The sequence below is a fragment of the Angustibacter peucedani genome (assembly GCF_054779595.1).
Map to the genome: position 1 here is coordinate 1 of NZ_BAAGXY010000075.1, position 24,406 is coordinate 24,406.

At 72.8% G+C, this 24,406-nt stretch carries 21 protein-coding genes; 13 read left to right on the forward strand and 8 right to left on the reverse strand.

Features of this window, described 5'->3' with window-relative positions; genetic code table 11:
• Nucleotides 1-48 precede the first annotated feature (48 nt).
• The 3 genes from ACYVJ4_RS13560 to ACYVJ4_RS13570 all read left to right on the forward strand — a co-directional run bounded on the left by ACYVJ4_RS13560 (nucleotide 49) and on the right by ACYVJ4_RS13570 (nucleotide 1,815).
• On the forward strand, nucleotides 49-480 hold the full coding sequence (locus ACYVJ4_RS13560; protein WP_460460664.1) for a GNAT family N-acetyltransferase: 432 nt from the start codon (nucleotides 49-51) through the stop codon (nucleotides 478-480).
• Between the two features lie 66 nt (nucleotides 481-546).
• Nucleotides 547-1,074, forward strand: coding sequence for a pyridoxamine 5'-phosphate oxidase family protein (locus ACYVJ4_RS13565; protein ID WP_460460665.1), 528 nt, complete (start codon nucleotides 547-549; stop codon nucleotides 1,072-1,074).
• Between the two features lie 18 nt (nucleotides 1,075-1,092).
• Nucleotides 1,093-1,815 carry a hypothetical protein gene (locus ACYVJ4_RS13570; RefSeq protein WP_460460666.1) on the forward strand — a complete coding sequence of 241 codons (723 nt, stop codon included), beginning with the start codon at nucleotides 1,093-1,095 and terminating at the stop codon, nucleotides 1,813-1,815.
• A gap of 58 nt (nucleotides 1,816-1,873) precedes the next feature.
• Here the strand turns inward: ACYVJ4_RS13570 and ACYVJ4_RS13575 are convergent, their stop codons facing one another.
• Nucleotides 1,874-2,359, reverse strand: a complete 486-nt coding sequence (locus tag ACYVJ4_RS13575; RefSeq protein WP_460460667.1) for a hypothetical protein — start codon at nucleotides 2,357-2,359, stop codon at nucleotides 1,874-1,876.
• Between the two features lie 40 nt (nucleotides 2,360-2,399).
• Nucleotides 2,400-4,064 (reverse strand): PucR family transcriptional regulator, encoded by a 1,665-nt coding sequence (locus tag ACYVJ4_RS13580; protein WP_460460668.1) that lies wholly within the window; start codon nucleotides 4,062-4,064, stop codon nucleotides 2,400-2,402.
• Nucleotides 4,065-4,335: 271 nt separating this feature from the next.
• Between ACYVJ4_RS13580 and ACYVJ4_RS13585 the strand changes: the two genes are divergently transcribed.
• The 7 genes from ACYVJ4_RS13585 to ACYVJ4_RS13615 all read left to right on the forward strand — a co-directional run bounded on the left by ACYVJ4_RS13585 (nucleotide 4,336) and on the right by ACYVJ4_RS13615 (nucleotide 13,056).
• Nucleotides 4,336-5,853, forward strand: coding sequence for an aminobutyraldehyde dehydrogenase (locus ACYVJ4_RS13585; RefSeq protein ID WP_460460669.1), 1,518 nt, complete (start codon nucleotides 4,336-4,338; stop codon nucleotides 5,851-5,853).
• 48 nt (nucleotides 5,854-5,901) lie between these two features.
• Nucleotides 5,902-7,113 carry a polyamine ABC transporter substrate-binding protein gene (locus tag ACYVJ4_RS13590; protein WP_460460670.1) on the forward strand — a complete coding sequence of 404 codons (1,212 nt, stop codon included), beginning with the start codon at nucleotides 5,902-5,904 and terminating at the stop codon, nucleotides 7,111-7,113.
• 4 nt (nucleotides 7,114-7,117) lie between these two features.
• Nucleotides 7,118-8,272, forward strand: coding sequence for an ABC transporter ATP-binding protein (locus ACYVJ4_RS13595; protein ID WP_460460671.1), 1,155 nt, complete (start codon nucleotides 7,118-7,120; stop codon nucleotides 8,270-8,272).
• Entirely contained in the window at nucleotides 8,269-9,201 is a 933-nt protein-coding gene (locus ACYVJ4_RS13600) for an ABC transporter permease (RefSeq protein WP_460460672.1), read from the forward strand. The genes ACYVJ4_RS13595 and ACYVJ4_RS13600 overlap by 4 nt, the downstream gene beginning before the upstream one ends.
• 8 nt (nucleotides 9,202-9,209) lie before the next feature.
• Entirely contained in the window at nucleotides 9,210-10,088 is an 879-nt protein-coding gene (locus tag ACYVJ4_RS13605) for an ABC transporter permease (RefSeq protein WP_460460696.1), read from the forward strand.
• The gene (locus tag ACYVJ4_RS13610; protein WP_460460673.1) at nucleotides 10,085-11,479 is read left to right on the forward strand and encodes an NAD(P)/FAD-dependent oxidoreductase; all 1,395 of its coding nucleotides are present in this window, start codon (nucleotides 10,085-10,087) and stop codon (nucleotides 11,477-11,479) included. Before ACYVJ4_RS13605 ends, ACYVJ4_RS13610 begins: the two co-directional genes overlap by 4 nt.
• Before the next feature lie 83 nt (nucleotides 11,480-11,562).
• A complete protein-coding gene (locus ACYVJ4_RS13615) occupies nucleotides 11,563-13,056 on the forward strand; it encodes a CoA-acylating methylmalonate-semialdehyde dehydrogenase (RefSeq protein ID WP_460460674.1) in 1,494 nt (497 codons plus the stop codon).
• On the opposite strand, the gene ACYVJ4_RS13620 is transcribed toward ACYVJ4_RS13615, so the two are convergent.
• Nucleotides 13,053-13,424, reverse strand: a complete 372-nt coding sequence (locus tag ACYVJ4_RS13620; RefSeq protein ID WP_460460697.1) for a bleomycin resistance protein — start codon at nucleotides 13,422-13,424, stop codon at nucleotides 13,053-13,055. The two genes, ACYVJ4_RS13615 and ACYVJ4_RS13620, sit on opposite strands and share 4 nt — an antisense overlap.
• Nucleotides 13,425-13,450: 26 nt before the next feature.
• On the opposite strand from ACYVJ4_RS13620, the gene speB reads away from it, so the two are divergent.
• Nucleotides 13,451-14,464 (forward strand): agmatinase, encoded by a 1,014-nt coding sequence (gene speB / locus ACYVJ4_RS13625; protein WP_460460675.1) that lies wholly within the window; start codon nucleotides 13,451-13,453, stop codon nucleotides 14,462-14,464.
• A 330-nt stretch (nucleotides 14,465-14,794) separates the two neighbouring features.
• On the opposite strand, the gene ACYVJ4_RS13630 is transcribed toward speB, so the two are convergent.
• On the reverse strand, nucleotides 14,795-15,823 hold the full coding sequence (locus tag ACYVJ4_RS13630) for a P1 family peptidase (RefSeq protein ID WP_460460676.1): 1,029 nt from the start codon (nucleotides 15,821-15,823) through the stop codon (nucleotides 14,795-14,797).
• Nucleotides 15,820-17,532 (reverse strand): APC family permease, encoded by a 1,713-nt coding sequence (locus ACYVJ4_RS13635; protein ID WP_460460677.1) that lies wholly within the window; start codon nucleotides 17,530-17,532, stop codon nucleotides 15,820-15,822. Before ACYVJ4_RS13635 ends, ACYVJ4_RS13630 begins: the two co-directional genes overlap by 4 nt.
• Before the next feature lie 140 nt (nucleotides 17,533-17,672).
• Here ACYVJ4_RS13635 and ACYVJ4_RS13640 point away from each other — a divergent pair, with 140 nt between their 5' ends.
• The gene (locus ACYVJ4_RS13640) at nucleotides 17,673-18,911 is read left to right on the forward strand and encodes a saccharopine dehydrogenase family protein (RefSeq protein WP_460460678.1); all 1,239 of its coding nucleotides are present in this window, start codon (nucleotides 17,673-17,675) and stop codon (nucleotides 18,909-18,911) included.
• Nucleotides 18,912-18,929: 18 nt separating this feature from the next.
• Here the strand turns inward: ACYVJ4_RS13640 and ACYVJ4_RS13645 are convergent, their stop codons facing one another.
• Genes ACYVJ4_RS13645 through gabT form a run of 3 tightly spaced genes read right to left on the reverse strand, consistent with a single transcriptional unit; the run spans nucleotide 18,930 to nucleotide 22,354 of the window.
• Nucleotides 18,930-19,604, reverse strand: a complete 675-nt coding sequence (locus ACYVJ4_RS13645; RefSeq protein WP_460460679.1) for an HAD family hydrolase — start codon at nucleotides 19,602-19,604, stop codon at nucleotides 18,930-18,932.
• 4 nt (nucleotides 19,605-19,608) lie between these two features.
• Nucleotides 19,609-20,988 (reverse strand): transaminase, encoded by a 1,380-nt coding sequence (locus ACYVJ4_RS13650; protein ID WP_460460680.1) that lies wholly within the window; start codon nucleotides 20,986-20,988, stop codon nucleotides 19,609-19,611.
• 4 nt (nucleotides 20,989-20,992) lie between these two features.
• On the reverse strand, nucleotides 20,993-22,354 hold the full coding sequence (gabT, locus tag ACYVJ4_RS13655) for a 4-aminobutyrate--2-oxoglutarate transaminase (RefSeq protein ID WP_460460681.1): 1,362 nt from the start codon (nucleotides 22,352-22,354) through the stop codon (nucleotides 20,993-20,995).
• A 155-nt stretch (nucleotides 22,355-22,509) separates the two neighbouring features.
• On the opposite strand from gabT, the gene ACYVJ4_RS13660 reads away from it, so the two are divergent.
• Complete coding sequence (locus ACYVJ4_RS13660; RefSeq protein WP_460460682.1) at nucleotides 22,510-23,973, forward strand: NAD-dependent succinate-semialdehyde dehydrogenase; 1,464 nt, start codon at nucleotides 22,510-22,512, stop codon at nucleotides 23,971-23,973.
• Nucleotides 23,974-24,406 lie beyond the last annotated feature (433 nt).

The window sequence follows — 24,406 nt, forward strand, 5'->3', positions numbered from 1 at the left end:
CGACGACCTCGTCCGACGCTTCGTGGCGCGGCTGCGAGGATCGAGCCCATGACCTCCACCGGGCCCGAGGGCTACCGCGTGGTCGACGGCGTCGCGCCGCTCGACCGCTACCTCGCGCTGCGCCGCGACGCCGGGCTGACCCCGGTGAGCCCGCCCCAGGGTGAGGCCGCGTTGCCCGGCAGCTGGTTCGGCTGCCACGTCGTCCACGAGGCGACGGGCGAGGTGGTGGGCATGGGCCGGGTGATCGGAGACGGCGGGTGGTACTTCCACGTCGTCGACATGGCCGTCCAGCCCGACCACCAGCGGCGGGGGCTGGGCGACGCGGTGCTGTCCCGGCTCCTCGCCGAGATCCGCGACCACGCGCCGTCGGGCGCCTACGTCAGCCTGATGGCCGACGCGCCCGGACGCCGGCTGTACGAGCGGCACGGCTTCCTCGACCGCGCGCCCGGCACCGTGGGCATGGCCCAGTGGCTGGGCTGACGGCGCTCGGTCGGTGCGCAACGTCGATCAAGCGGGCTGTCGGCGCCCGGGCGTAGCGTCGCAGCCATGCTCGAGACGGACGACGAGGTCCAGGCGCTGCAGACCCTGCTCGACGGCTCCCACGGCCGGGCCACCGAGCACCTGCGCGCGATCATCGACGACGACCGCACGTTGACGGCGTCCGACCTGGTGGCGCTGCTCACCGGCATGAAGGTGCTGTCGGTGGCGACGGTCACGGCCCACGGCGAGCCGCGGATCAGCGCGCTCGACGGGCACTTCCTGCACGGCACGTGGACCTTCAGCACGAGCGGCACCGCCGCGAAGGCCAAGCACCTCGAGTCGAGACCGGCCGTCAGCGTCGCGCACGTCGACAACGAGGAGCTCGCCGTCTTCGCCCACGGCACCGCCGAGCGCTTGACGACGGACGACGACCGGTGGGACGAGACGCTCGCGCACTGGACGGCGCACTACGAGAGCTCGCCGCTCGACTGGGGCGACGACATCCGCCTGTACCGGCTGCGCCCGCACTGGATGGTCGGCTACGCCTGGAAGCGTGACGACCTGCTGGCGAAACGCGGCGTGCGTCCTGCCTGAGCCCTACCCTGGGCGCCCATGGGGGCTGAGGGCGACGTTACGGAGCGGCCGGCGCTACGGCCGGAGCAGGTCGACGGTTGGGCAACACCGTGGGTCGTGGTCCGAACGGCCGTGGTCGTGATGGTCCTCGGCGTGCTGGCGCTCGTCGTCCTGATGGGTGCTCGGGCCTCGCCGCTGCACGCTCTCGAACGGGCGCTGCGGACCGGTCAGGTGCACGAGGCCACCGTCTACGGCCCGCTGCTGCCGGAAGGCGCGACGGGCTGCGTGACCCAGCAGGTGGTCTGGCGCGGCCAAGGTCTGCACCGCCGCACCGAGGTCCGGGCGACGCGCGGGACCGATGGTGGGTGCCTGGGCGCCCGACCCCGTCCACCGGTCACGGACGCCGACGTGCTCGTCCAGCGCCTGGCACCGGGCGTCGTCGTGCACCGCGTACCCGACCGGTCCGGCCCGCAGCTGGCGGTGGCCGGGTGGGGGCTCCCCGACTGGCTGCGCGTACCTGCGGTCCTGAGCCTTCTGGCAGTGCTGGTGTTGCTCGTGTCGACGCCTTCTCCATGGCGTGCGACGCGGTGGGCGTGGTTCTGGTTGTTCGGGTCGCCGGTCGCCGTCGTGCTCTTCCTGCTGTTCGGTGGACCGCTGGTCGGCCTTCCTCGAGCGCGGCTGGGACATCGGCGGCTGACCGGGGGTTGGTCGTTCCTTCTCGCAGTCCTGGTGGTGCCTGCCACGACGTGGCTGTCGAGCTGATGTCGGTCAGCGCTGGCACACGAGTGCCTCGCGTCCAGGTGGCCGGCGTGCACCGCTGTCAGGGGAGCGGGTCGTCCAGCAGCTGCTGGACGACGTCGTGCGCGTCGGCCGTGACGTCGTCGACGGTGCGGCCGATGACGTCCGCCTCGTCGTAGGCGTCGTCGAGCTCGACCAGGGGCTGCAGCGAGCGCGGACCCTCGTGGCCGATCGTCAGGTGCGCCCAGCGGGCGAGGTCGCGCGGCGCGAGGTCGCCCGCCAGCATCCGCCGGGACATGTGCCGGGCCGCCAGCACGACCGCGCGCTCGCCGTCCGGGACGACGAGGTCGAGGTCCTCCAGGGTCGCGGCGACCAGGTCGGACAGCACGAACGCGGACTCACCGGTCGGAGCCCCGGCGAGCTCGCGCAGCGCAGGGGAGTCCGAGCCGTCGACGAGCGCCTGGCACGCCGCCCCGACGACGGCGCTCGCCCCGGTCGCGGGCGCGACGACCCACAACCCCGCCGCCTCCTCGAGGCGGACGAGCGCGTCGGGCTCGACGTCCGTCATGCGCCCGATCTTGGCGCAAGCAGGGCCCGAGCGGGACGGTTCAGGCGAGGTCGGCGGCGAGAACCGCCACATGCAGGGCCAGGCAGGTCTCGGCGTCGTCGAGGTCGACGTCCAGGACGGCGGACAGCCGGGTGAGCCGGTCGTACAGCGCCGGGCGCGACAGGTGCAGCGCCTGGGCGGTGGCCGACTTGTTGCGGCCGGTCTCGAGGTAGGCGCGCAGCACGGTGAGCAGCTCGGCGTCGCCCGGGCGCGCGCCGCCGGCGCCGTTGCCACGCCCGCGCACCGGCGCGACGGGCTGGTGCAGCAGCGGTCCGAGCTCGCGCTCGACGAACGTCTCGATCCGCGCGTCGCCGCGCAGCAGCGAGAGCAGCCCGCGCACCCCGACGTCGTGCAGCCGCACGAAGCCGGTGGCACGCGGCAGGTGCGCGGCAGCGTCGGCGACCTGCTGCGCCTCGACGACGCTGCGCCGGGCGTCGCGCAGCCCGGCCACGACCGAGCCGGCGGCGAGCAGCAGCTGGTCGGGCTCGGCGGCCGCGATCCGGTACCGGGCCACCCGTTCGATGGCACGGGACAGCCGCTCGAGCAGTCCGCCGTCCTCGTCGCGGCGGTCCAGCGCCAGCAGCAGCCCGACGCTGCGCTCGTCGATCGAGCCGACGAGGGCCGGGATCCCGGCGTCGCGCGCGGCCTGGGCCACGGCGTCGGCGAGGTCGCGCAGGCGCGCCTGGGTGGCGAGCGTCCCGGCCGAGCGCGCGTCGCGCCACCGGACGACGGCACCGAGCAGCCGCCGCCCGTCCAGCGGGACGCCGAGGGCCCGGGCGCGCAGGCTGATCTCGGCGTCCGGGTGCTGGTGCTCCATCAGCGCGGTCAGCAGCGTGCGGTGCGTCTGCCGCTCGAGGCCTTCGCGGTCGCGGGTGATCAGCCGCTGCAGCGCGAGGGTGGTGGCGGTGCGCTCGACGAGCATCAGGTCGTGCGCGTGCGGCTCGCCCGCGCCGCGCACGAGCACCAGCCGTCCCCAGTCCTCGCCGCGCGCCCCGACCGTGGCGACGACCCACCCCGACGCCTCGTCGAACCCGGCCCGGCCGGCCACCCGCACGGCCCGCGAGCGCTGCTGCCAGCGGGAGAGCAGCGCGTCGTCGTCCTGGCCGGCGGCGTCGTGCTCGACCACCAGGTGTCCCGGCGTCTCGAGCACGACGGGAGCGCCGGCCATGCGCGCCGCCTGCCGCACGACCTCGGCGGTGTCGGCCCCTTCGACCGCGAGCTCGGTGAACGTCTCGTGCAGCGCCTGGGCCTGCCGCAGCGAGCTGATCTGGCCGTCGATCACCAGGCTGTGCACCGCCTCGGTGACCTCGATGAACGCCACCGGCTGGGTCAGCTCGACCAGCGGCAGCCCGCTGCGCTGCGCCGCGCGCACCATGGCCGAGGGCAGGCGTCCGGCGTAGGCCCGTCCCAGCTCGACCACCAGCCCGGCCACCGGCAGCGCGGCCAGGCCCTCGACGAACGCGACGATGCCGTCGTCCGAGCGGGGCAGGGCGACCCCGGTGGTGAGGATCAACTCGTCGCCGCGCAGCAGGTCGCCGATGTCGGCGACCTCGGCCACGTGCGCCCAGCGCACCGGGTGGTCGAGGTGCTCGCCCCCGGCGACCACCCGCGGCCGCCCGGCCGCCAGCACCGGCAGCTCGAGGACGGTGCTCAACGTGGGCAGCACAGGTCCTCCTCACGGGTGCGGGGCCGACAACGTGTCGGTCCGTCGCCCGCACACCAGTCAGTGTGCAACCACGGGCAGTGACGAGACTAGGGCCAGTCGCGACGGGAGTCACCCGTCGGGGTGCGCCCAGACGCTAGATTTCGTTGAGGTCGCGGGCAACGGCTGCGGAATCCTTCGAACGGCCTTGTAGAGCACCACGGTGCGTGTCAGGATCGGCGAGCACGGACGACGAGCAGGGAAACCAGACCGGGGAAGCAGACCAGGAGGTGGCGTGACGGCAGCGACCGAGGGTCACCAGTGGATCGGTGGCCGTCGCGCCACGGCGCTGGCCGGCCCCGAGGCGCCCCCGCACGCCGTCGTCGATCCCTCCACCGGCGAGGACGTCGAGCAGGTGGCGCTCGCGGGCGTCGCGGACGTCGACGCCGCCGTGGCCGCCGCCACCGCCGCCCAGCGCGACTGGGGCCGCGCCACGCCCGCCGAGCGCTCGGCCGTCATGCACCGCTGGGCCCTCGAGCTGGACGCCGTGGCCGAGGAGCTCGCCCAGACCGAGACCCGCCAGACCGGCAAGCCGATCCGGCTCAGCCGCGGCTTCGACGTCCCGGGCACGGTCGACAACACGGCGTTCTTCGCCGGCGCCGCCCGCACCCTCGAGGGCCGGGCCACCGGCGAGTACTCCGCCGACCACACCTCGGGCGTGCGGCGCGAGCCGCTCGGCGTCGTCGGGTCGATCGCGCCCTGGAACTACCCGCTGCAGATGGCGGCCTGGAAGCTGCTGCCCGCCGTCGCCGCCGGCAACGCCGTCGTGCTCAAGCCCAGCGAGCTCACACCGCTGACCGCGCTGATGATGGCCGAGGCCGCGCAGCGCGCCGGGATGCCGGACGGCGTCGTCAACGTGGTCACCGGCGCCGGCCCGGACGTCGGCGAGCACGTCGTCTCGCACCCGGGCGTCGCGATGGTGAGCTTCACCGGCAGCTCGGCCGTGGGGCAGCGGGTCATGGCGCTCGCGGCGCCCACCGCCAAGCGCGTGCACCTCGAGCTGGGCGGCAAGGCCCCGTTCGTGGTGCTCGACGACGCCGACCTCGAGGCCGCCGCGCACGGCGCGGTGGCGGGCGCGCTCATCAACACCGGGCAGGACTGCACCGCGGCGACGCGCGCGATCGTGCACCGCTCGCTGTTCGACGACTTCGTCGCGGCGGTCGCCGACCTCATGCGCGGCGTGCGCCTCGGCGACCCGCGCGACGAGGCCACCGACCAGGGCCCGCTCATCAGCCGGGCCCACCAGGGCCGGGTCGCCGCGCACGTCGACCGGGCGCGCGACGGCGGCGCCAAGGTCGTCTGCGGCGGTCAGGCGCCCGGCGGCGAGCTGGCCCGCGGCTCCTACTACGAGCCCACCCTGGTCACCGGCATCGACCGGACGACGCCGATCTGGCGCGACGAGGTGTTCGGGCCGGTGCTGGTGGCGCTGGCCTTCGACACCGACGACGAGGCGTTCGAGCTGGCCAACGACACCCCCTACGGCCTGGCGGCGTCCGCCTGGACGCGCGACGTCGTCCGGGCGGCGCGGGCCACGCGCGAGATCCAGGCCGGCTGCGTCTGGGTCAACGACCACATCCCGATCATCAGCGAGATGCCGCACGGCGGGGTCAAGGCCTCCGGCTTCGGCAAGGACATGAGCGTCTACTCGCTGGAGGAGTACACGAGCATCAAGCACGTGATGACCGACCTCACCGGTACGGCGCGCAAGCCCTGGCACCGCACCGTGTTCGGGCTCGACGACGCGCCCGCCTGACCGCACCACCGCAGCACCGACCTGCCCGCACCCCCGGAAGGACCCTCGATGAGCCCCCGACAGACCCCCGACCCCATGTCGGTCGCCCTGGCGCGCGGCATGCTCAGCCGCCGCACGCTGCTCAGCTCGGTGGGTGCCTTCGGCCTGGCCACCGTCCTGGCGTCCTGCGGCACCAAGGGCACGGCCACCAAGACGACGCCCGCCGACCAGGCGGCCAAGGACCTCTCCGACACCGAGAAGGTCGTCAAGTGGTCGAACTGGCCCGAGTACATCGACGTCGACGACAAGACCCAGAAGCACCCGACGCTCGACGCGTTCCAGAAGAAGACCGGCATCACGGTGACCTACACCGAGGACTACAACGACAACGACGAGTTCTTCGCCAAGGTCAAGCCGCAGCTGCAGGGCAACCAGGACACCGGCCGCGACGTCTGGTGCAGCACCGACTGGATGGTCGCCCGGCTGATCCGCCTCAACTGGGTGCAGAAGCTCGACAAGGCCAACATCCCCAACGCCAAGAACCTCGAGGACTCGCTGACGAACGTCGAGTTCGACCCGGGTCGCGCGTACTCGCTGCCGTGGCAGTCCGGCTTCACCGGCATCGCCTACAACCCCAAGGCCACGGGCGGCAAGAAGATCGAGAGCATCGACCAGCTGCTCACCGACCCCTCGCTCAAGGGCAAGGTCACGCTGCTCACCGAGATGCGCGACACCGTCGGTCTGGTGCTGCTGGCCATGGGCAAGGACCCGGCCAAGTTCACCGACGCCGACTTCGACGCCGCGATCGACGAGATCAAGAAGGCCAAGGACGCCGGCCAGCTGCGCGGCTTCACCGGCAACGAGTACGGCAAGCCGCTGGCTGCCGGCGACATCGCCGCCTGCATCGCCTGGACCGGCGACGTCGTCCAGCTGCAGGCCGACAACCCCTCGCTCGGGTACGTGCTCCCGTCGACCGGCCACATGATCTGGTCCGACAACTTCGTGATCCCGAACAAGGCCCAGCACAAGAAGAACGCCGAGGCGCTCATCAACTACTACTACGACCCGGCCGTCATGGCGCAGGTCGAGGACTACGTGAACTACATCGCGCCGGTGAAGGGGGCCAAGGACGCGCTGCTCGCCGACGACCCCGAGGTCGCCAAGAACCCGCTCATCTTCCCGAGCGACGAGGTGCTCGGCCGGGCGCACGTCTTCCGCGGCCTGTCCGAGGCCGAGGAGACCAAGTACAACCAGGCCTTCCAGTCGCTGATCGGGGCCTGACGCCATGGCCCAGACCAAGGACGACCCCGGGGGCGACCTGCGACTGGTGTCGCTGACCAAGTCGTTCGGCGACTTCACCGCCGTCGACGACCTCGACCTGACCATCCCGCAGGGCTCGTTCTTCGCGCTGCTCGGCCCGTCGGGCTGCGGCAAGACGACGACCCTGCGCATGGTGGCCGGCCTCGAGCGGCCGACCGCCGGCCAGGTGATGATCGGCGACACCGACATCACGACGGCCAAGCCGTACCAGCGCCCGGTGAACACCGTGTTCCAGAGCTACGCGCTGTTCCCGCACCTCAGCGTCGTCGAGAACGTCGAGTTCGGCCTGCGCCGCCGCGGTGTCGGCAACACCCGGACGACGGCGATGGAGGCGCTCGAGCTGGTGCAGCTCGCACAGCTCGCGAACCGCAAGCCCGCCCAGCTCTCGGGCGGCCAGCAGCAGCGCATCGCCCTGGCCCGCGCCATCGTCAACCGGCCGTCGGTGCTGCTGCTGGACGAGCCGCTCGGCGCGCTGGACCTCAAGCTGCGCCGGCAGATGCAGATCGAGCTCAAGCGGATCCAGCTCGAGGTGGGCCTGACGTTCGTGCACGTCACGCACGACCAGGAGGAGGCCATGACCATGGCCGACACCATCGCCGTCATGAACCAGGGCGTCATCGAGCAGCTGGGCGACCCCGCCACCCTCTACGAGCGTCCGAGCACGACGTTCGTGGCCAACTTCCTGGGCCAGTCGAACCTGCTGCCGGGCACGGTGTCCGGCGCGGACGGCGACGACCTGGTGATCGACGTCCAGGGCCAGCGGCTGCGGCTGCCCCGCGACCGCAGCGCCTCCCACGAGGGCAAGGTCTGGTTCGGCGTCCGGCCCGAGAAGCTGGTGATCCGCACCGAGACCACCGACGCCGCGGGCAACCACCTCACCGGCACCGTCACCGACGCCTCGTTCACCGGTGTCTCGACCCAGTACCTCGTCAAGCTGCCCTGGGGCCAGGAGATCACCGTCGTGCAGCAGAACGACGGCTCGCCGCCGCTGCGCCCGGGCGGCGAGGTCACGGTGCAGTGGGCACCCCAGCACGGGTTCGCCCTCGACGCCGCGCAGGACGCCCACGCCGGGGAGGAGCGCGAGGAGACCGACGCCGTCCTGGCGGGTGCCTCGTCATGAGCGCGGCCGCCCACTCGGGCGTCGCGCCGGGAGCCGGCGGACCGACGTCCGACGACACCACCGGCACCAGCAAGAAGCGCACGCCGTACCTGCTCCTGCTGCCCGGCATGCTGTGGCTCGGCATCTTCTTCGCGGTGCCGATGGTGTTCCTCGCCTCGACGTCGCTGCAGACCGGATCGCTCGAGCAGGGTTACGCGCTGACCTGGCACTTCGGCACGTACGTCGACGCGCTCCAGGCCTACTACCCGCAGTTCCTGCGCTCGCTCGGGTACGCGGGTTCCGCGACGGTGCTGGGCGCCCTGGTCGGCTACCCGCTGGCGTACGCCATCGCCTTCAAGTCCGGGCGCTGGAAGAACTTCCTGCTGGTGCTCGTCATCGCGCCGTTCTTCACCAGCTTCCTGATCCGCACCCTGGCCTGGCAGACGATCCTGTCGAACGGCGGGCCGGTCGTCCGGTTCGTCAACTGGACCCACCTGATCGACGTCCTGCAGGCGTTGAGCCTGACCAGCAACGACCAGCTGATGGCCTCGAAGTTCGCCGTCATCACGGGTCTGACCTACAACTTCCTGCCGTTCATGGTGCTGCCGCTGTACGCGAGCCTCGAGCGGCTCGACCCGCGGCTGCTGGAGGCGGCGGGCGACCTGTACGCCTCGCCGTTCACCGGCTTCCGCAAGGTGACGCTGCCGCTGTCGCTGCCCGGCCTGGTCGCCGGCACGCTGCTGACCTTCATCCCGGCGGCCGGTGACTACATCAACTCCAAGCTGCTCGGCAGCACCAACACCACGATGATCGGCCAGGTCATCGACGGCCAGTTCCTGCGCGTGCTCGACTACCCGACGGCCGCGGCGCTGAGCTTCGTGCTCATGCTGTCGATCGTGCTGCTGGTGGCCTTCTACGTGCGTCGCGCCGGCACGGAGGAGCTCGTCTGATGGACCTCATGACCGTGCTGCTCGGCGCGATCCTCGCGATCGACGTCCTGGTGCTGGCGTTCCTGCTCGTCCGCGCCGCCGGCCGCGGCGTCCGGCCGCTCGCGTGGGTGCGCGAGCACGTCATCGCGCTGATCGCGGCGGCGGTGTTCCAGTACATGCTGCTGCCGAACGTCGTCGTCGTGCTGTTCTCGTTCAACAAGCCCAACGGCCGCTTCAACTACCAGTGGACCCGCTTCTCGCTGGACGCCTGGCTGCACCCGTGCAGCGCGCCCGGCATGTGCAGCAGCCTCGGGCTGAGCCTGCGGATCGGCCTGCTGGCGACGATCGGCGCGACGGTGCTGGGCACCCTGGTGGCGTTCGCCCTGGCGCGGCACCGGTTCCGGGGACGCGCGGCGACCAACCTGCTCATCTTCCTGCCGATGGCCACGCCCGAGGTCGTCATGGGCTCGAGCCTGCTGACGCTCTTCGTCGGGCTCGGCCTGCCGCTGGGGTCGTTGACGATCCTCATCGCGCACATCATGTTCTGCCTGTCGTTCGTGATCGTCACGGTGAAGGCGCGCATCGCCGGCCTCGACCCGCGGCTCGAGCAGGCGGCCATGGACCTCTACGCGAACGAGACGCAGACCTTCCTGCGCGTCACGCTGCCGCTCGTGGCGCCCGGCATCGCGGCGGCGGCGCTGCTGTCGTTCTCGCTGTCGTTCGACGACTACATCATCACCAACTTCAACGCGAGCTCGTCGTCCATCACCTTCCCGATGTACATCTGGGGTGCGGCCGCGCGCGGCACGCCGGTGCAGATCAACGTCATCGGCACGCTGATGTTCGTCGTGGCGCTGCTGGCGGTGGGCGGCGGCCAGCTGGTGAGCGCCCGGCGCCGCAAGGCATGACCGGCGGGGTCCGGCTCCAGGGCGCGCGCTCGACGCCGTTCTGGCTGGACTCCCCGCTGCGCCCGCCGGCCCGCCCGCCGGTGACGGGCGACGAGGCCGCCGACCTCGTCGTGGTCGGCGGAGGGCTGACCGGGCTCTGGGCCGCCCTGCTCGCGCTCGAGGAGCAGCCGGGGCGCGACGTCCTGCTGCTCGACGGGCACCGGCTGGCCTGGGCGGCGTCCGGGCGCAACGGCGGGTTCTGCGCGGCGTCCCTGACGCACGGCCTGTCGAACGGCGCCGAGCGCTGGCCCGACGAGATGCCGCTGCTGACCCGGCTGGGCCACGAGAACCTCGACGCGGTCGAGGCCGCGGTCGCGCGGTACGGCATCGACTGCGACTTCCGCCGCGCGGGCGAGCTCGACGTCGCGGTCGAGCCGTGGCAGCTGGACGGGCTGGCCGAGGAGCACGAGCTGGCGCAGCGGTACGGCGAGTCCTCGCAGCTGCTGGACGCCGACGCGGTGGCGGCGCTGACCCGCTCGCCGACCTACCTCGGCGGTCGCTTCGACGCCGACGGCGTCGCGATGGTCGACCCGGCCCGCCTGGTGTGGGGGCTGGCCGAGGCGGTCGAGCGCCTCGGCGGGCGGATCCGCGAGGAGTCGCGCGTGGTCGACCTGCTCGACCTCGACGGCGGGGTCGTCGTCCGCACGCAGCGCGGCAGCGTCCGCGCGCGCCAGGTCGTGCTGGGCACCAACGTCTTCCCGTCGCCGGTCAAGCGGTACCGGCCCTACGTCGTCCCGGTGTGGGACCACGTGCTCGTCACCGAGCCGCTGACGGCGGCGCAGCGCGAGGCCGTCGGCTGGACGGCGGGGCACGGCGTCGGCGACGCCGGCAACCAGTTCCACTACTACCGGCTCACGGCCGACGGGCGGCTGCTGTTCGGCGGCTACGACGCGCTCTACTACTTCGGCAACGACATGTCCGGACGCCGGGCGCGCAACCCCCGCACCGAGCAGCTGCTGGGCGAGCACCTCGTGCGGACCTTCCCGGCGCTCGACGGCATCGCGGTGTCGCACGCGTGGGGCGGGGCGATCGACACCTGCACGCGGTTCAGCGCCTTCTGGGGCCTGACCCACGGCGGGCGGGTCGCCGCCGTCCAAGGCTACACCGGGCTGGGCGTCGGGGCGAGCCGGTTCGGCGCGCAGGTCTGCCTCGACCTGCTGGCCGGTCGCCGCAACGAGCGCACCGGCCTGGAGATGGTGCGCCGCAAGCCGCTGCCGTTCCCGCCCGAGCCGTTGCGCTGGACCGGCATCCAGCTCACCCGGCGCGCGATCGCCCGCGCCGACGAGCACGCCGGCCGGCGCGGCCCGTGGCTGCAGGTTCTCGACCGGCTCGGCCTCGGCTTCGACAGCTGACCTGACAGCGTGCAAGGCCGGGGCCGCGAGGCCCCGACACACTGCTGCGGCGCGCAGGCGCTGCCGGGGCGACACTGGTGGGCATGACGACGCGGATCACGCACTGGATCGACGGCAAGCCCTTCGGCGGCACCACCGAGCGCAGCGGGGACGTCTACGACCCGGCCACCGGGCAGGTCACCGGTCGCGTCGACCTGGCCGACGACGCCACGGTCGACCTCGCGGTGTCGAGCGCCGCGGCCGCGGCCGAGCAGTGGGGCCGCTCGTCGCTCGCCACCCGCACCCGGGTGCTGTTCCGCTTCCGCGAGCTGCTCGAGCAGCGCAAGGACGACGTCGCCGCGGTCATCACGGCCGAGCACGGCAAGGTGCTCTCGGACGCCGGCGGCGAGGTCGCCCGCGGCCTCGAGGTCGTCGAGTTCGCCTGCGGCGTGCCGCACCTGCTCAAGGGCGGCTTCAGCGAGAACGCCTCGAACAAGGTCGACGTCTACTCGATCCGCCAGGCGCTGGGCGTCGTGGCCGTCATCTCGCCGTTCAACTTCCCGGCCATGGTGCCGCTGTGGTTCGTGCCGATCGCCATCGCGGCCGGCAACGCGGTGGTGCTCAAGCCGAGCGAGAAGGACCCGTCGGCGTCCGTGCTGATGGCCGAGCTGTGGGCCGAGGCCGGCCTGCCCGAGGGCGTGCTGAGCGTCGTCCACGGCGACAAGGTCGCGGTCGACCGGCTGCTCGACCACCCCGACGTCGCCGCGGTGTCGTTCGTCGGCTCGACGCCGATCGCGCGCTACGTCTACGAGAAGGGCACGCAGGCGGGCAAGCGCGTGCAGGCCCTCGGCGGCGCCAAGAACCACATGCTGGTGCTGCCGGACGCCGACCTCGACCTCGCGGCGGACGCCGCCGTCAACGCCGGGTTCGGGTCGGCGGGGGAGCGGTGCATGGCGATCTCGGCGCTCGTCGCCGTCGAGCCCGTGGCCGACGACCTGGTGGCGCGCATCCGCGAGCGCATGTCGGGGCTGCGCACCGGTGACGGTCGTCGCGGCTGCGACATGGGCCCGCTCGTGACGCAGCAGCACCGCGACAAGGTGGCGTCGTACGTCGACGCCGGTGCCGAGGCGGGCGCGACGGTCGTCGTCGACGGGCGCGAGGGCGAGTTCGACGGTGCGGCAGAAGGGTTCTGGCTCGGCCCGACCCTGCTCGACCACGTCACGCCGCAGATGAGCGTGTACACCGACGAGATCTTCGGACCCGTGCTCTCCGTCGTCCGTGTCGACTCCTACGACGACGGCCTGGCGTTGATCAACGACAATCCGTACGGCAACGGCACCGCCATCTTCACCAACGACGGCGGCGCCGCGCGGCGCTTCCAGAACGAGGTGCAGGTCGGCATGGTCGGCGTCAACGTGCCGATCCCCGTGCCGGTGGCGCAGTACTCGTTCGGCGGGTGGAAGAACAGCCTGTTCGGCGACTCGCACGCGTACGGCACCGAGGGCGTGCACTTCTTCACTCGCGGCAAGGTGGTCACGTCGCGGTGGCTCGACCCGAGCCACGGCGGCATCAACCTGGGCTTCCCGCAGAACAGCTAGCTGCTCGGGTACCCCGGCAGCCACGAGCCGTAGCGCAGCAGGTTGCCGTCGGGGTCGACGTACGCGCCCTCGCGCAGCCCGTACACCGTGTCGGACGGCGGGTGGTGCCGGCCGCCGACGTCGGCGGACGACCACTGCGCGTGCAGCGCGTCCGCGTCGCTGACGTAGAGGTAGACCATGACCGACGAGGTCAGCGGGTCGTGGGCGTCGGACTGCGCGAGGTGCAGCCACACGTCGTCCCACCGGGCGAAGCCGTAGGCGTCCTCGCCGTCGTGCGCGGAGGTGCTGAAACCCAGGCGCGAGTAGCGCTGGAGGGCCTCGTCGACGTCCCGCACCGGCAGCACGGGGGCCACGCTGGAGAAGGTCACCATGCACCAACACTAGGGTGTGCGCCATGACCCGTTACGGCGCTCAGTTCGGTCCCGACATCACCTTCCTCGGGGTCGACCGGTGCGACCTGGACGACCCGGCCAGCTACGCCGACGCGGACGTCGTCGTGCTGGGTGCGCCCTTCGACGGCGGCACCTCGCACCGGCCCGGGACGCGCTTCGGCCCGCAGGCGATCCGGATGACCGACTACCTGCCGCACGACGGCTCGCGACCCAGCCTCGCGCTGCGCACGGACGGCCTGCAGGACCTGCGGGTCGTCGACGCCGGCGACGTCGAGATGTACTCCGGCGACATCGAGGTGGCGCTGCCCGCGCTGGAGGCCGCGGTCGAGAAGGTCGCGCGGGCGGGGGCGATCCCGGTGGTGCTCGGCGGCGACCACTCGATCGCCTACCCGGACGCCAAGGGCGTCGCGAACGTGCTCGGGCACGGACGGGTATCGATGATCCACTTCGACGCGCACGCCGACACCGGTGACATCGAGTTCGGCTCGCTGTGGGGCCACGGCCAGCCCATGCGCCGGCTGATCGAGTCGGGCGCGCTGCGCGGCGACCGCTTCCTGCAGGTCGGCCTGCGCGGCTACTGGCCGCCGCCCGAGACGTTGGGCTGGATGGCCGGCCAGCAGATGCGCTCCTACGAGATGACCGAGGTCGTGCACCGCGGTCTCGACGCCTGCCTCACCGAGGCGTTCACGATCGCGACGGACGAGTGCGAGGGCGTGTTCCTGTCGGTCGACATCGACGTCTGCGACCCGGGCCACGCCCCGGGCACCGGCACGCCGGAGCCGGGCGGCCTGAGCGCCCGCCAGCTGCTCGACGCCGTGCGCCGGATCTGCCTCGAGCTGCCGGTCGTGGGCGTGGACGTCGTCGAGGTCAGCCCGCCCTACGACCACGCCGACATCACCGCCGCCTTGGCCAACCGCGTGGTGCTCGAGGCGCTCAGCGCGATCGCCCGCAAGCGCCAGGACGAGCGCGACGGCACGACCTGGGACCCGTCCCAGCCCTTGCTCGACGGTCGGTGACCCGGAGGTGCCTCGTGCGTCTGCTCCCCTTGTGCGACGTGGTGTGGCGCTACGACGTGATGCGCTCGGTCGAGCCGTCCGAGCGCGGTGACGGCCAGCTCTACGGCCAGGGGACCGCGACGTTCACCGGACGGCTGGCCGGCCAGGCGCTCTGGTCGAACTTCCCCCGGCTGCGCGGCGACCTGGCCTTCCCGGACGCGCGCGGCGTCGTCGAGCTCGCCGGCGGCGGCTGCGTGCTGTTCGCCCTGACCGGTCTGTCGTGGCCGGCCGACGTCCGCGGCATCCACGTCATGCGGTTCGAGACCGACGACGACGAGCACCGCTGGCGGGCTAGCGCGCCACCGCGTCGCGGTACGACGGCCACGAGCCGCCGGGCGTCGTCACCGCCTCGGCCGCCAGCACGGCCCGGACGACGGCCCGCGTCGTGCAGTCGGCGGCCGCGGTCAGCAGCGCGTGCAGCGTGAGGGCGTTCGGCGCCGGCCTCGCCGTGGTCGACAGCCCGAACGCCGTGTCTCCGTCGAACATCGTGTGCACCGGCGAGATCGCGCGGGCCAGGCCGTCGTGGCTGATGCCCGCGAGCTTGGCGCACTGCGCCGTGGTGAGCGTCAGGTCGGTCGCGACCACCACGAGCGTGGTCGCGCCGCCGACCTCGAGCGCAGCCGCCCGGGCCGCGCGCTCCTCGGCCACCGCCGCCGTGAAAGCCTGTGCCGCAGCGGGATCCGGCGTCGGCGTCGTCGGGTCGTCGGGTCCCAGGTGCCGTGCGCCCCACAGCTCGCCGGACGCCGGGTCGAAGAGCCCGCCGACCGCGTTCACGACGACGAGCGCGGCCACGGTGGACCCGTCGTCCAGCACCTGGCTCGCCGACCCGACACCACCGCGCAGCCCGCCGGCCACGGCGCCGGTGCCGGCTCCGACCGAGCCCTCGACGACGGCGTCGGCGGTGGCCGCCGCGGCGGCCGCGCGCCCGGTGGAGGCGTCCGGCCGCGCCCGCACGTCACCACCGCGGCCGAGGTCGAACACCACGGCGGCCGGCACGATCGGCACCAGGGCGCCGGCGACCGCCAGGCCGGTGCCGGCGTCCTCGAGGTGGGCCATGACGCCGTCGGCGGCAGCCAGGCCGAACGCGCTGCCGCCGGTGAGCACCACGGCGTGCACGCGCTCGACCGCGTTGCGCGGGTCGAGCAGGTCGGTCTCGCGCGTCCCGGGACCGCCGCCACGGACGTCGACGCCGGCCACCGCGCCGTCGGCACCGGCGAGCACCACGGTGGTGCCGGTGAGCCAGCCGTCGCCGGCGCGGGTCGCGTGACCGACCTGCAGGCCGGGCACGTCGACCAGCGTGCCGGTGGGGCCCGACGTCACGGGGCCGTGCGGTCGTCCGGCTCGTCGGCGTCCGGGGCCACGCTGCGACGTCCGACGTCGCGGGCGTCCATGGCCTGGCCGCCGGGCGGCAGGTTCGACAGGTCGGGGGAGATGACGGTCGGCATCGTCCCCGAGTCTGGCAGCCCGACGGTCGGCACGACGCCGCGGCCGGGCACGAGCACCAGCTCGGCCTGCCCACGGGCGAGCGTCTGCCCGGCGAAGAACGCCGGCCGCACGCGCGCGTAGACCTCCATCAGCACGACGCCCAGCACGAGCGACCCGACACCGAGCAGGAAGACGCCGCCGATGCCGAACAGGGTCGTCTCGCCGTAGTCGGACGCCGAGTAGAGCTTGGCCGCGATGACGAAGGCGCCGAGCAGCATCACGCCGCCCAGGAACGGCAGGACGCCCTGCATCACCAGGTCGCGCGGCGTGCGCGTCAGCGTGCGGCGGTAGAACCACACGCAGGCGAAGCCGGTGAGCCCGTAGTAGAACGCGATCAGCAGCCCGACCGCGGCGATCGAGTCGGCCAGCACGTTCTCGCTCACCAGCGTCATGCCGACGTAGAACAGGATCGAGACCCCGCCCATCCAGATCGTCGACTCGGTGGGCGTCAGGTACCGCGGGTGGATCTTGGCGAACCGGGCCGGGATGGCCTGGTAGGCGCTCATCGACAGCGTCGTGCGGGCGGTCGGCAGGATCGTGGTCTGGGTGGACGCCGACGCCGACGTCAGCACGCTGATGACCAGCAGGCCCTCCATCAGGTGGCCGAACAGGCTGTCGCCGAAGACGGTCTGGCCGAGGGCGCGGAACACGTCGTCTGCGTTGTCCTCGTTGCCGAGACCGATGCCCTCGGTGCCGACCCCGGCGAAGGCGACGGTCGCGATCGAGACGATGGCGTACGTCGTCAGCAGCAGCACGGTGGAGATGACGGCGGCGCGGCCGGGCGTGCGGCCGGGGTCGTCGCACTCCTCGTTGCACGCCACCGCGGTGTCCCAGCCCCAGTAGATGAACACCGCGATGAGCGTCGCGGTGACGACCGCGCTCAGCGGCAGCCCGGTCGGCAGCAGCCAGGTCAGGCTCGGGTGCAGCGAACCCTCAGGAGCGTTGCCGGAGTAGACTTTCACCAGCGCGTAGATGCTGAAGACCACGAGCACCGCGACCTCGATGCCGAGCAGGCCGTACTGCAGCCGCGCCGACACCTCGATGCCGCGGTAGCAGATGTAGGTCATGATCAGGATCCAGACGACGCCCGCGACCGTGCTCCAGAACGCGCTGTCGGCCAGGCCGTCGGCGCCGACCAGCTCGAAGCTGTACGACCCGGCGATCTGGGCGAGGTTGGCCATGACGATGACGTCGGCGGCGACGATGCCCCAGCCGCCGAGCCAGCCCACCCGCGGCCCGAAGGCCCGCGCGGCCCAGGTGAACGTCGTCCCGCAGTCGGGCTCCGCCTTGTTGAGCTCGGAGTAGGCGACCGCGATGAAGTACATCGGGACGAAGGCCAGGAGCATGATCGCGGGGGCCCTGACCCCGACGATGCCGTCACCGGCCGTCGTGGCGACGACGAAGCCGAGGCTGGCCGCCAGGCTGTACGCCGGTGCCGTGCTCGCCATCCCGACGACGATGCTGGAGACCAGGCCCAGCGCCCCGCCCTTGAGACCCTTGCCACCGGACTCGTAGCTCTGCCGTTCGACCGTGGTGCCGCTCATCGCGCCCTCCGAGGCTCGTTCCTGCGATGGGGACCAGCACGCTGCGAGTACGGATCCCGTAGGGGGCGAGGGTAAGCCCGACGGTTTTCGCTCGTCCAGAGCCTTGAAGCGACGAAATCGGTGGTACTAGGCTCGCCGTCATGCGCATCCTGCTCGTCGGCTCCGGCGGCGTGGGCGACGCCTTCGCCAAGATCGCCGGCCGCCGTCCGTTCTTCGACCGCCTCGTCGTCAGCGACCACGACCTCGCCCGTGCCGAGCGCACGGTCGCGGCCGTCCACGCCCGCGAGGGGGACGACGGCCGGCTGGTGGCGGCGCGGGTCGACGCGTCGTCCGCGGACTCGGTCGCGGCGCTGGCCCGCGAGCACCAGGTCACGCACGTGATGAACGCGGTCGACCCGCGGTTCGTCATGCCGGTCTTCGACGGCGCCTTCGCGGCCGGCGCCCACTACCTCGACATGGCCATGAGCCTGTCGCGGCCGCACCCCGAGCGCCCGCACAGCGACACCGGAGTCAAGCTCGGCGACGAGCAGTTCGCGGTGGCCGACCGCTGGGAGGCCGCCGGCCGCCTCGCCCTGGTGGGCATGGGGGTCGAGCCGGGGCTGTCGGACGTGTTCGCGCGCTACGCCAGCGACCACCTGTTCAGCGAGATCGACGAGCTCGGCACGCGCGACGGCGCGAACCTCACGGTCGACGGCTACGAGTTCGCGCCGTCGTTCTCGATCTGGACGACGATCGAGGAGTGCCTCAACCCGCCGGTGGTGTGGGAGAAGGGCCGCGGCTGGTTCACGACCCCGCCGTTCAGCGAGCCCGAGGTGTTCGACTTCCCCGAGGGCATCGGGCCGGTCGAGTGCGTCAACGTCGAGCACGAGGAGGTGCTCCTCATGCCGCGGTGGCTCGACGCGCAGCGGGTCACCTTCAAGTACGGGCTCGGCGAGGAGTTCATCGACGTCCTGCGCACGCTGCACAAGCTCGGCCTCGACGGCACCGAGAAGGTGCGCGCCGGTGGCGTCGAGGTCAGCCCGCGCGACGTCGTCGCCGCCTGCCTGCCCGACCCCGCCACGCTCGGCGACCGCATGCACGGCAAGACCTGCGCCGGGCTCTGGGTCACCGGCACCGGCAAGGACGGGCAGCCGCGCGAGGTCTACCTGCACCACGTGGTCGACAACGAGTGGGCCATGCGCGAGTACGGCGCCCAGTGCGTCGTGTGGCAGACCGCGGTCAACCCGGTCGTCGCGCTCGAGCTGCTGGCTGCCGGCACCTGGACGGGCGCGGGGGTGCTGGGGCCCGAGGCCTTCGACGCCGTGCCGTTCCTCGACCTGCTGCGGGACGGCTACGGCTCGCCGTGGGGGTTGCGCGAGCAGACGCCGACCGAGCGCTAGGCGTCGCGCTCGGTCGCTCTAGCCGTTGCGCTGCAGGGCTTCTGGGTCGCCCAGCAGGCTGCTGTCCAGCGCCGCCCGCAGCGTCACCAGGTCGTCGTGCACCTCGTGCGCCCCGGCCTCGCGCAGCTCGGCCACGCCGAAGCCTCCCGTTCGCAGCCCGACGCTCGGCAGGTCGCAGCGCCGCGCGCTCTCGACGTCCCAGACCGAGTCGCCGACGACTACGCCGGTGCGCTCGTCGACCTGGTCCAGGGCCACCTGGAGGAGCTCCGGGGAGGGCTTGGAGGTGTCGACGTCCTCGGACGTCGTCCAGCCGTCGACCAGCCCGCGGTCGCCGAGCAGGTCGAGTGCCTTCTCGGTGTGCTCGGGCTTGCCCGAGCTCGCTAGGACGACCGTCCAGCCCTTGTCGCGCAACGCCTTCAGCAGCTCGACCGCGCCGGGCAGCAGTCGCACCTCGTCGAGCAGCGGGTCGAACTGCGCCTTCCAGCCGTCGCGCAGCGAGTCGCCCAGCCGACGCTCGACGTCCTGGTCCGTGACCGCCGCGACCAGCTGGTCGCCGCCCATGCCGATGTGCCGGTGGACGAGCCAGGTCGGCGGGTGCAGGTCGTGCTCGGCGAACGAGCGCGTCCAGGCGAGGACGTGCAGGTAGTTGGTGTCGACGAGCGTGCCGTCGACGTCGACGAGAGCGGCTGGCACGCCCTCAGTCTGCGGCCACCAGCTCGCGCGCGCACTCCGCGAACGCCTCGGTGTGCCGGTCGACGTCCGCCTCTGTCGTCGCCGGGCTCATCAGCGCCATGTTGTGGAACGGCGTCAGCAGCAGCCCGCGGTTGAGCGCGTGCAGGTGCAGGTGCTGCTGCAGCGCGAAGTCGTCGGCCGCCGCGGCCTCGGCGCCGTCGCGCGGGGGCGTGGGCGAGAACGCGTACTCGGCGCGGCAGCCGATCCGGGTCACGTGCCAGGGCAGGCCGGTCTCGTCGAGCACGCCCTGCACGCCCGCGGTCCAGCGCACCGCGAGCGCCTCCATCTGCTCGAACGCGACGTCGGTCAGCACCTCGGTGAGCGTCGTGGCGACGGCCGCGAGCGAGAGCGCGTTGCCGGCGAGGGTGCCGCCGACACCGCCCACGTCGATGTCCTCGAGCTCGACCGCGCGGTCGATCCGCCGCGACAGCTCGTCGGTGAAGCCGAAGGCGCCGGCCGGGATGCCGCCGCCGATCGTCTTGCCGACCACGACGACGTCCGGGTCGAGGCCCCACGCGCGGGTGCAGCCGCCGGGACCGGCGCAGAGCGTGTGCGTCTCGTCGGCCACGAGCAGCACCTCGTGCTCGCGGGTCAGCCGCCGGAGCTCGTCGTGGTACCCGTCGTCCGGCAGGACGATGCCGATGTTGGTCATGGCCGGCTCGAGCAGGACGCACGCGACGTCGCCGCCCGCGAGGGCAAGGCGCAGCGCCTCGACGTCGTTGAACGGCACCACCACGCTGGTCTCGGACGGCGGAACCGGCGCGCCGATGTTGCCGCGCCGGGCCACGACCTGGCCGTCCTCGAGCGTCGCGAAGGTCTCGTCGACGGTGCCGTGGTAGCACCAGTCGACGACGAGCACCTTGCGCCGGCCGGTGAGGTGCCGCGCGTACCGGATCACGTGGCGGTTGGCGTCGGTGGCCGACAGCGTGAACTGCCAGCGCGGCAGGCCGAACCGCCGCGCGAGCTCGCCGGCGGCGACCGCGGCGTCGGCCGTCGGCAGCATCGCCGTGATGCCCCGGCCGACCTGCTCGCGCACGCGGCGCACCGTGGCCTCGGGGGAGTGGCCGACCATCGCGCCGGTGTCACCCAGGCACAGGTCGACGTGGTCGACGCCGTCGACGCAGCGGAAGTGCGCGCCCTGCGCGCTGTCGACGTACACCGGGAACGGCCCGGGCCACTTCGACATCCACGACATCGGCACGCCGCCGTGCAGGTGCTCCTGCGCCTGCGCGAACAGCGCCGCCGAGCGCGGCCGCTCGGCCACGAACCGGTCGAGCTCGCGCTGGTGCAGCCGCGCCAGCCGCGACGGGTCGACGCCGGTGCGCGAGGTCTCGACGGCGGTCACGGCCTCAGGCCCCGGCGACGGCGGCCGCGATGACGTCGAGCCCGTCGGCCAGCAGCTCGTCGTCGATCACCAGCGGGGGCAGGAAGCGCAGCACGTTGCCGTAGGTGCCGCAGGTGAGGGTGATGACGCCCTGCTGGTGGCAGGCCGCGCTGATCCGCGCCGCCTCGGCCGGGTCGGGGTCGGTGGTGCCGGGCGTCACGAGCTCGACCGCCACCATCGCCCCGCGGCCGCGGACGTCGCCGATCTGCGGGTGCTCGGCGGCCAGGTCGCGCAGCCGGGCGAGCATGGTCTCGCCGATGGCGCGGGCCCGGCCCGCCAGGTCGTCCTGCTCGAGCGCCTCGATGGCCCCGAGCGCGGCCGCGCAGGCCACCGGGTTGCCGCCGTAGGTGCCGCCGAGCCCGCCGACGTGGACGGCGTCCATCAGCTCGGCCCGGCCCGTGACCGCCGCGAGCGGCAGGCCACCCGCGATGCCCTTGGCCGTCGTGATGAGGTCGGGGACGACGCCCTCGTCGTCGCAGGCGAACATCGTCCCGGTGCGGCCGAAGCCGGTCTGGATCTCGTCGGCGACGAACACGACGCCGTTCTCGCGGCACCACGCCGCGATCGTGGGCAGGAATCCCGGCGCCGGGACGACGAACCCGCCCTCGCCCTGCACGGGCTCGATCACGACGCAGGCCACGGCGTCGGCGCCGACCTGCTTGTCGACCACCGAGATGGCGCGGCGCGCGGCCTGCTCGCCGGTGATCGGCGCGGGCTCGCGGTACGGGTAGCTCATCGGCGCGCGGTAGACCTCGCCGGCGAACGGGCCGAAGCCGTGCTTGTACGGCATCGACTTGGCCGTCATGGCCATCGTGAGGTTGGTGCGCCCGTGGTACGCGTGGTCGAACACCACGACGGCGTCACGGCCGGTGGCCTGACGGGCGATCTTCACGGCGTTCTCGACGGCCTCGGCGCCGGAGTTGAACAGCGCGGACTTCTTGGCGTGGTCGCCGGGCGTGAGCCGGGCCAGCGCCTCGCAGACCTGCACGTACTCCTCGTACGGCGTCACCATGAAGCAGGTGTGGGTGAACTGCTCGACCTGCTCGCGCACGCGCGCGGCGACCCGCGGGTTGGCGTTGCCCACGTTGACCACCGCGATGCCCGAGCCGAGGTCGACGAGGGTGTTGCCGTCGACGTCCACCACGACGCCGCCCCCGGCCCGCTCGACGTACACCGGGAGCGTGGTGCCGACGCCGTCGGCCACGGCGGCCTGCTTGCGGGCGTGCAGCGCGCGCGAGCGCGGCCCGGGGATCTCGGTCACCAGCTGACGACGCTGGGGCAGGCCGTCGACGACGGCGGGGCTGGTGGGCTCGCGCAGATCGGTCATGGTTCGCAGACTAGTTCGCGGGCCGTCGCGACGAGGCGCCACTGTGCGGCTGCCGGCCCGGCCGGGTTGACACTGTGACGCCGGACGGCGGCAGCACCTGGACTAGCGTCGAGGTCGCAGCCCGACCCACGCACCCGACGAGCAGGAGGAACCCGGTGACCCAGCAGGACGAGCGTCGTGTCGTCGAGGCCGTGCCCCAGGGCCTGTTCGTCGGGGGGGAGTGGCGGGCGGCGTCGGGCGGCGCGACGCTGGACGTCGTCGACCCCTCGACCGAGGACGTGCTGACCGCGGTGGCCGACGCGTCCGTCGCCGACGGGACGGCCGCCCTGGACGCCGCCGTCGCCGCGCAGGCGGACTGGGCTGCGACGCCCCCGCGCGACCGCGGCGAGATCCTGCGCAAGGCCTTCGAGCTGGTCACCGAGCGGGCCGACGACCTCGCCCTGCTGATGACCCTCGAGATGGGCAAGCCGCTCAAGGAGTCCAAGGCCGAGATCACCTACGGCGCCGAGTTCTTCCGCTGGTTCTCCGAGGAGTCGGTGCGCATCGCCGGCCGCTGGTCGACCGCGCCGAACGGCGCCACGCGGCTGCTCACCATGAAGCAGCCGGTCGGCCCGTGCCTGATGATCACGCCCTGGAACTTCCCGCTGGCCATGGGCACCCGCAAGATCGGGCCCGCCATCGCGGCCGGCTGCACGATGGTGGTCAAGCCGGCGTCGCAGACCCCGCTCACGATGTACGCCCTCGCCGGCATCCTCACCGAGTGCGGGCTTCCGGACGGCGTGCTCAACGTCGTGACGACGTCCAGCACCGGCGACGTCATGGAGCCGCTGATCCGCGACCCCCGCCTGCGCAAGCTCACCTTCACCGGCTCGACGCCGATCGGCCGCCGGCTCGTCGAGCAGTCGGCCGAGGGCCTGCTGCGCGTGTCGATGGAGCTCGGCGGCAACGCGCCGTTCCTCGTCTTCGGCGACGCCGACCTCGACCGCGCCGTCGACGGCGCCATGCTCGCCAAGATGCGCAACATCGGCGAGGCGTGCACCGCCGCCAACCGGTTCGTCGTCCACGAGCAGGTCGCCGAGGAGTTCTCGCGCCGGCTGGCCGAGCGCATGGGCGCCCTCACGGTCGGCCGCGGCACGGACGACGGCGTCGACGTCGGCCCGCTGATCGACGGCACGCAGCGCGACAAGGTCGAGGAGCTCGTCCAGGACGCCGTCGACCGCGGCGGCAAGGTGCTGGTCGGCGGCGGCCCCACCGGCGACCGCGGCTTCTACTTCGAGCCCACGGTGCTCTCCGGCGTCCCGACCGAGGCCCGGGTGTTCGACGAGGAGATCTTCGGCCCGGTCGCGCCGATCACGACGTTCTCGACGGACGACGAGGCGCTCGCCCTGGCCAACGACACCGAGTACGGGCTGGTCGCCTACGCGTTCACCCGCGACCTGTCGCGCGCGCTCGCCGTGGCCGAGGGCCTGGAGACCGGCATGGTCGGCATCAACCAGGGCGTCGTGTCCAACCCGGCGGCGCCGTTCGGCGGGGTCAAGGCCAGCGGCTTCGGCCGCGAGGGCGGCGCCGAGGGCATCGAGGAGTACCTCGAGACGAAGTACGTCGGCATCGCTCCGTGACGGGTCCGGCCGACGTCATCGCGGCCGTCACCCGGACGGCCCATCGGACGCCGTCCGCGAGCACGTAGCACGCACGGCGAACCGCTGTCGCGTCCGGTTCGGGCGGGTCCGCTCCGGTTCGCGCTGCGCTGATCGGGTGATCCGATCACTCTGCGGGAGCAAGATTTCGTATTGTGCTGCGCAGTGACGCTGAGTGCCGCTCTAATCGCTCTCAGCAACCCAGCGAACGGGGACTGGGTCGACCTCCACCGAGGAGCACAGATGAAGAAGTCACCAACCTCCACCGTCGTCCGTTGGAGCGCGAGCGTCCTGCCCGTGATCGCCCTGGTGTCGGTGCTGGGCGCCGGCTCCAAGTGGTGGTGATCGGCATGGCGACCGAGCTCCGCACCGACGACGACGCCCGCACCCCGGGCTACAAGTGGATCTGACGGCC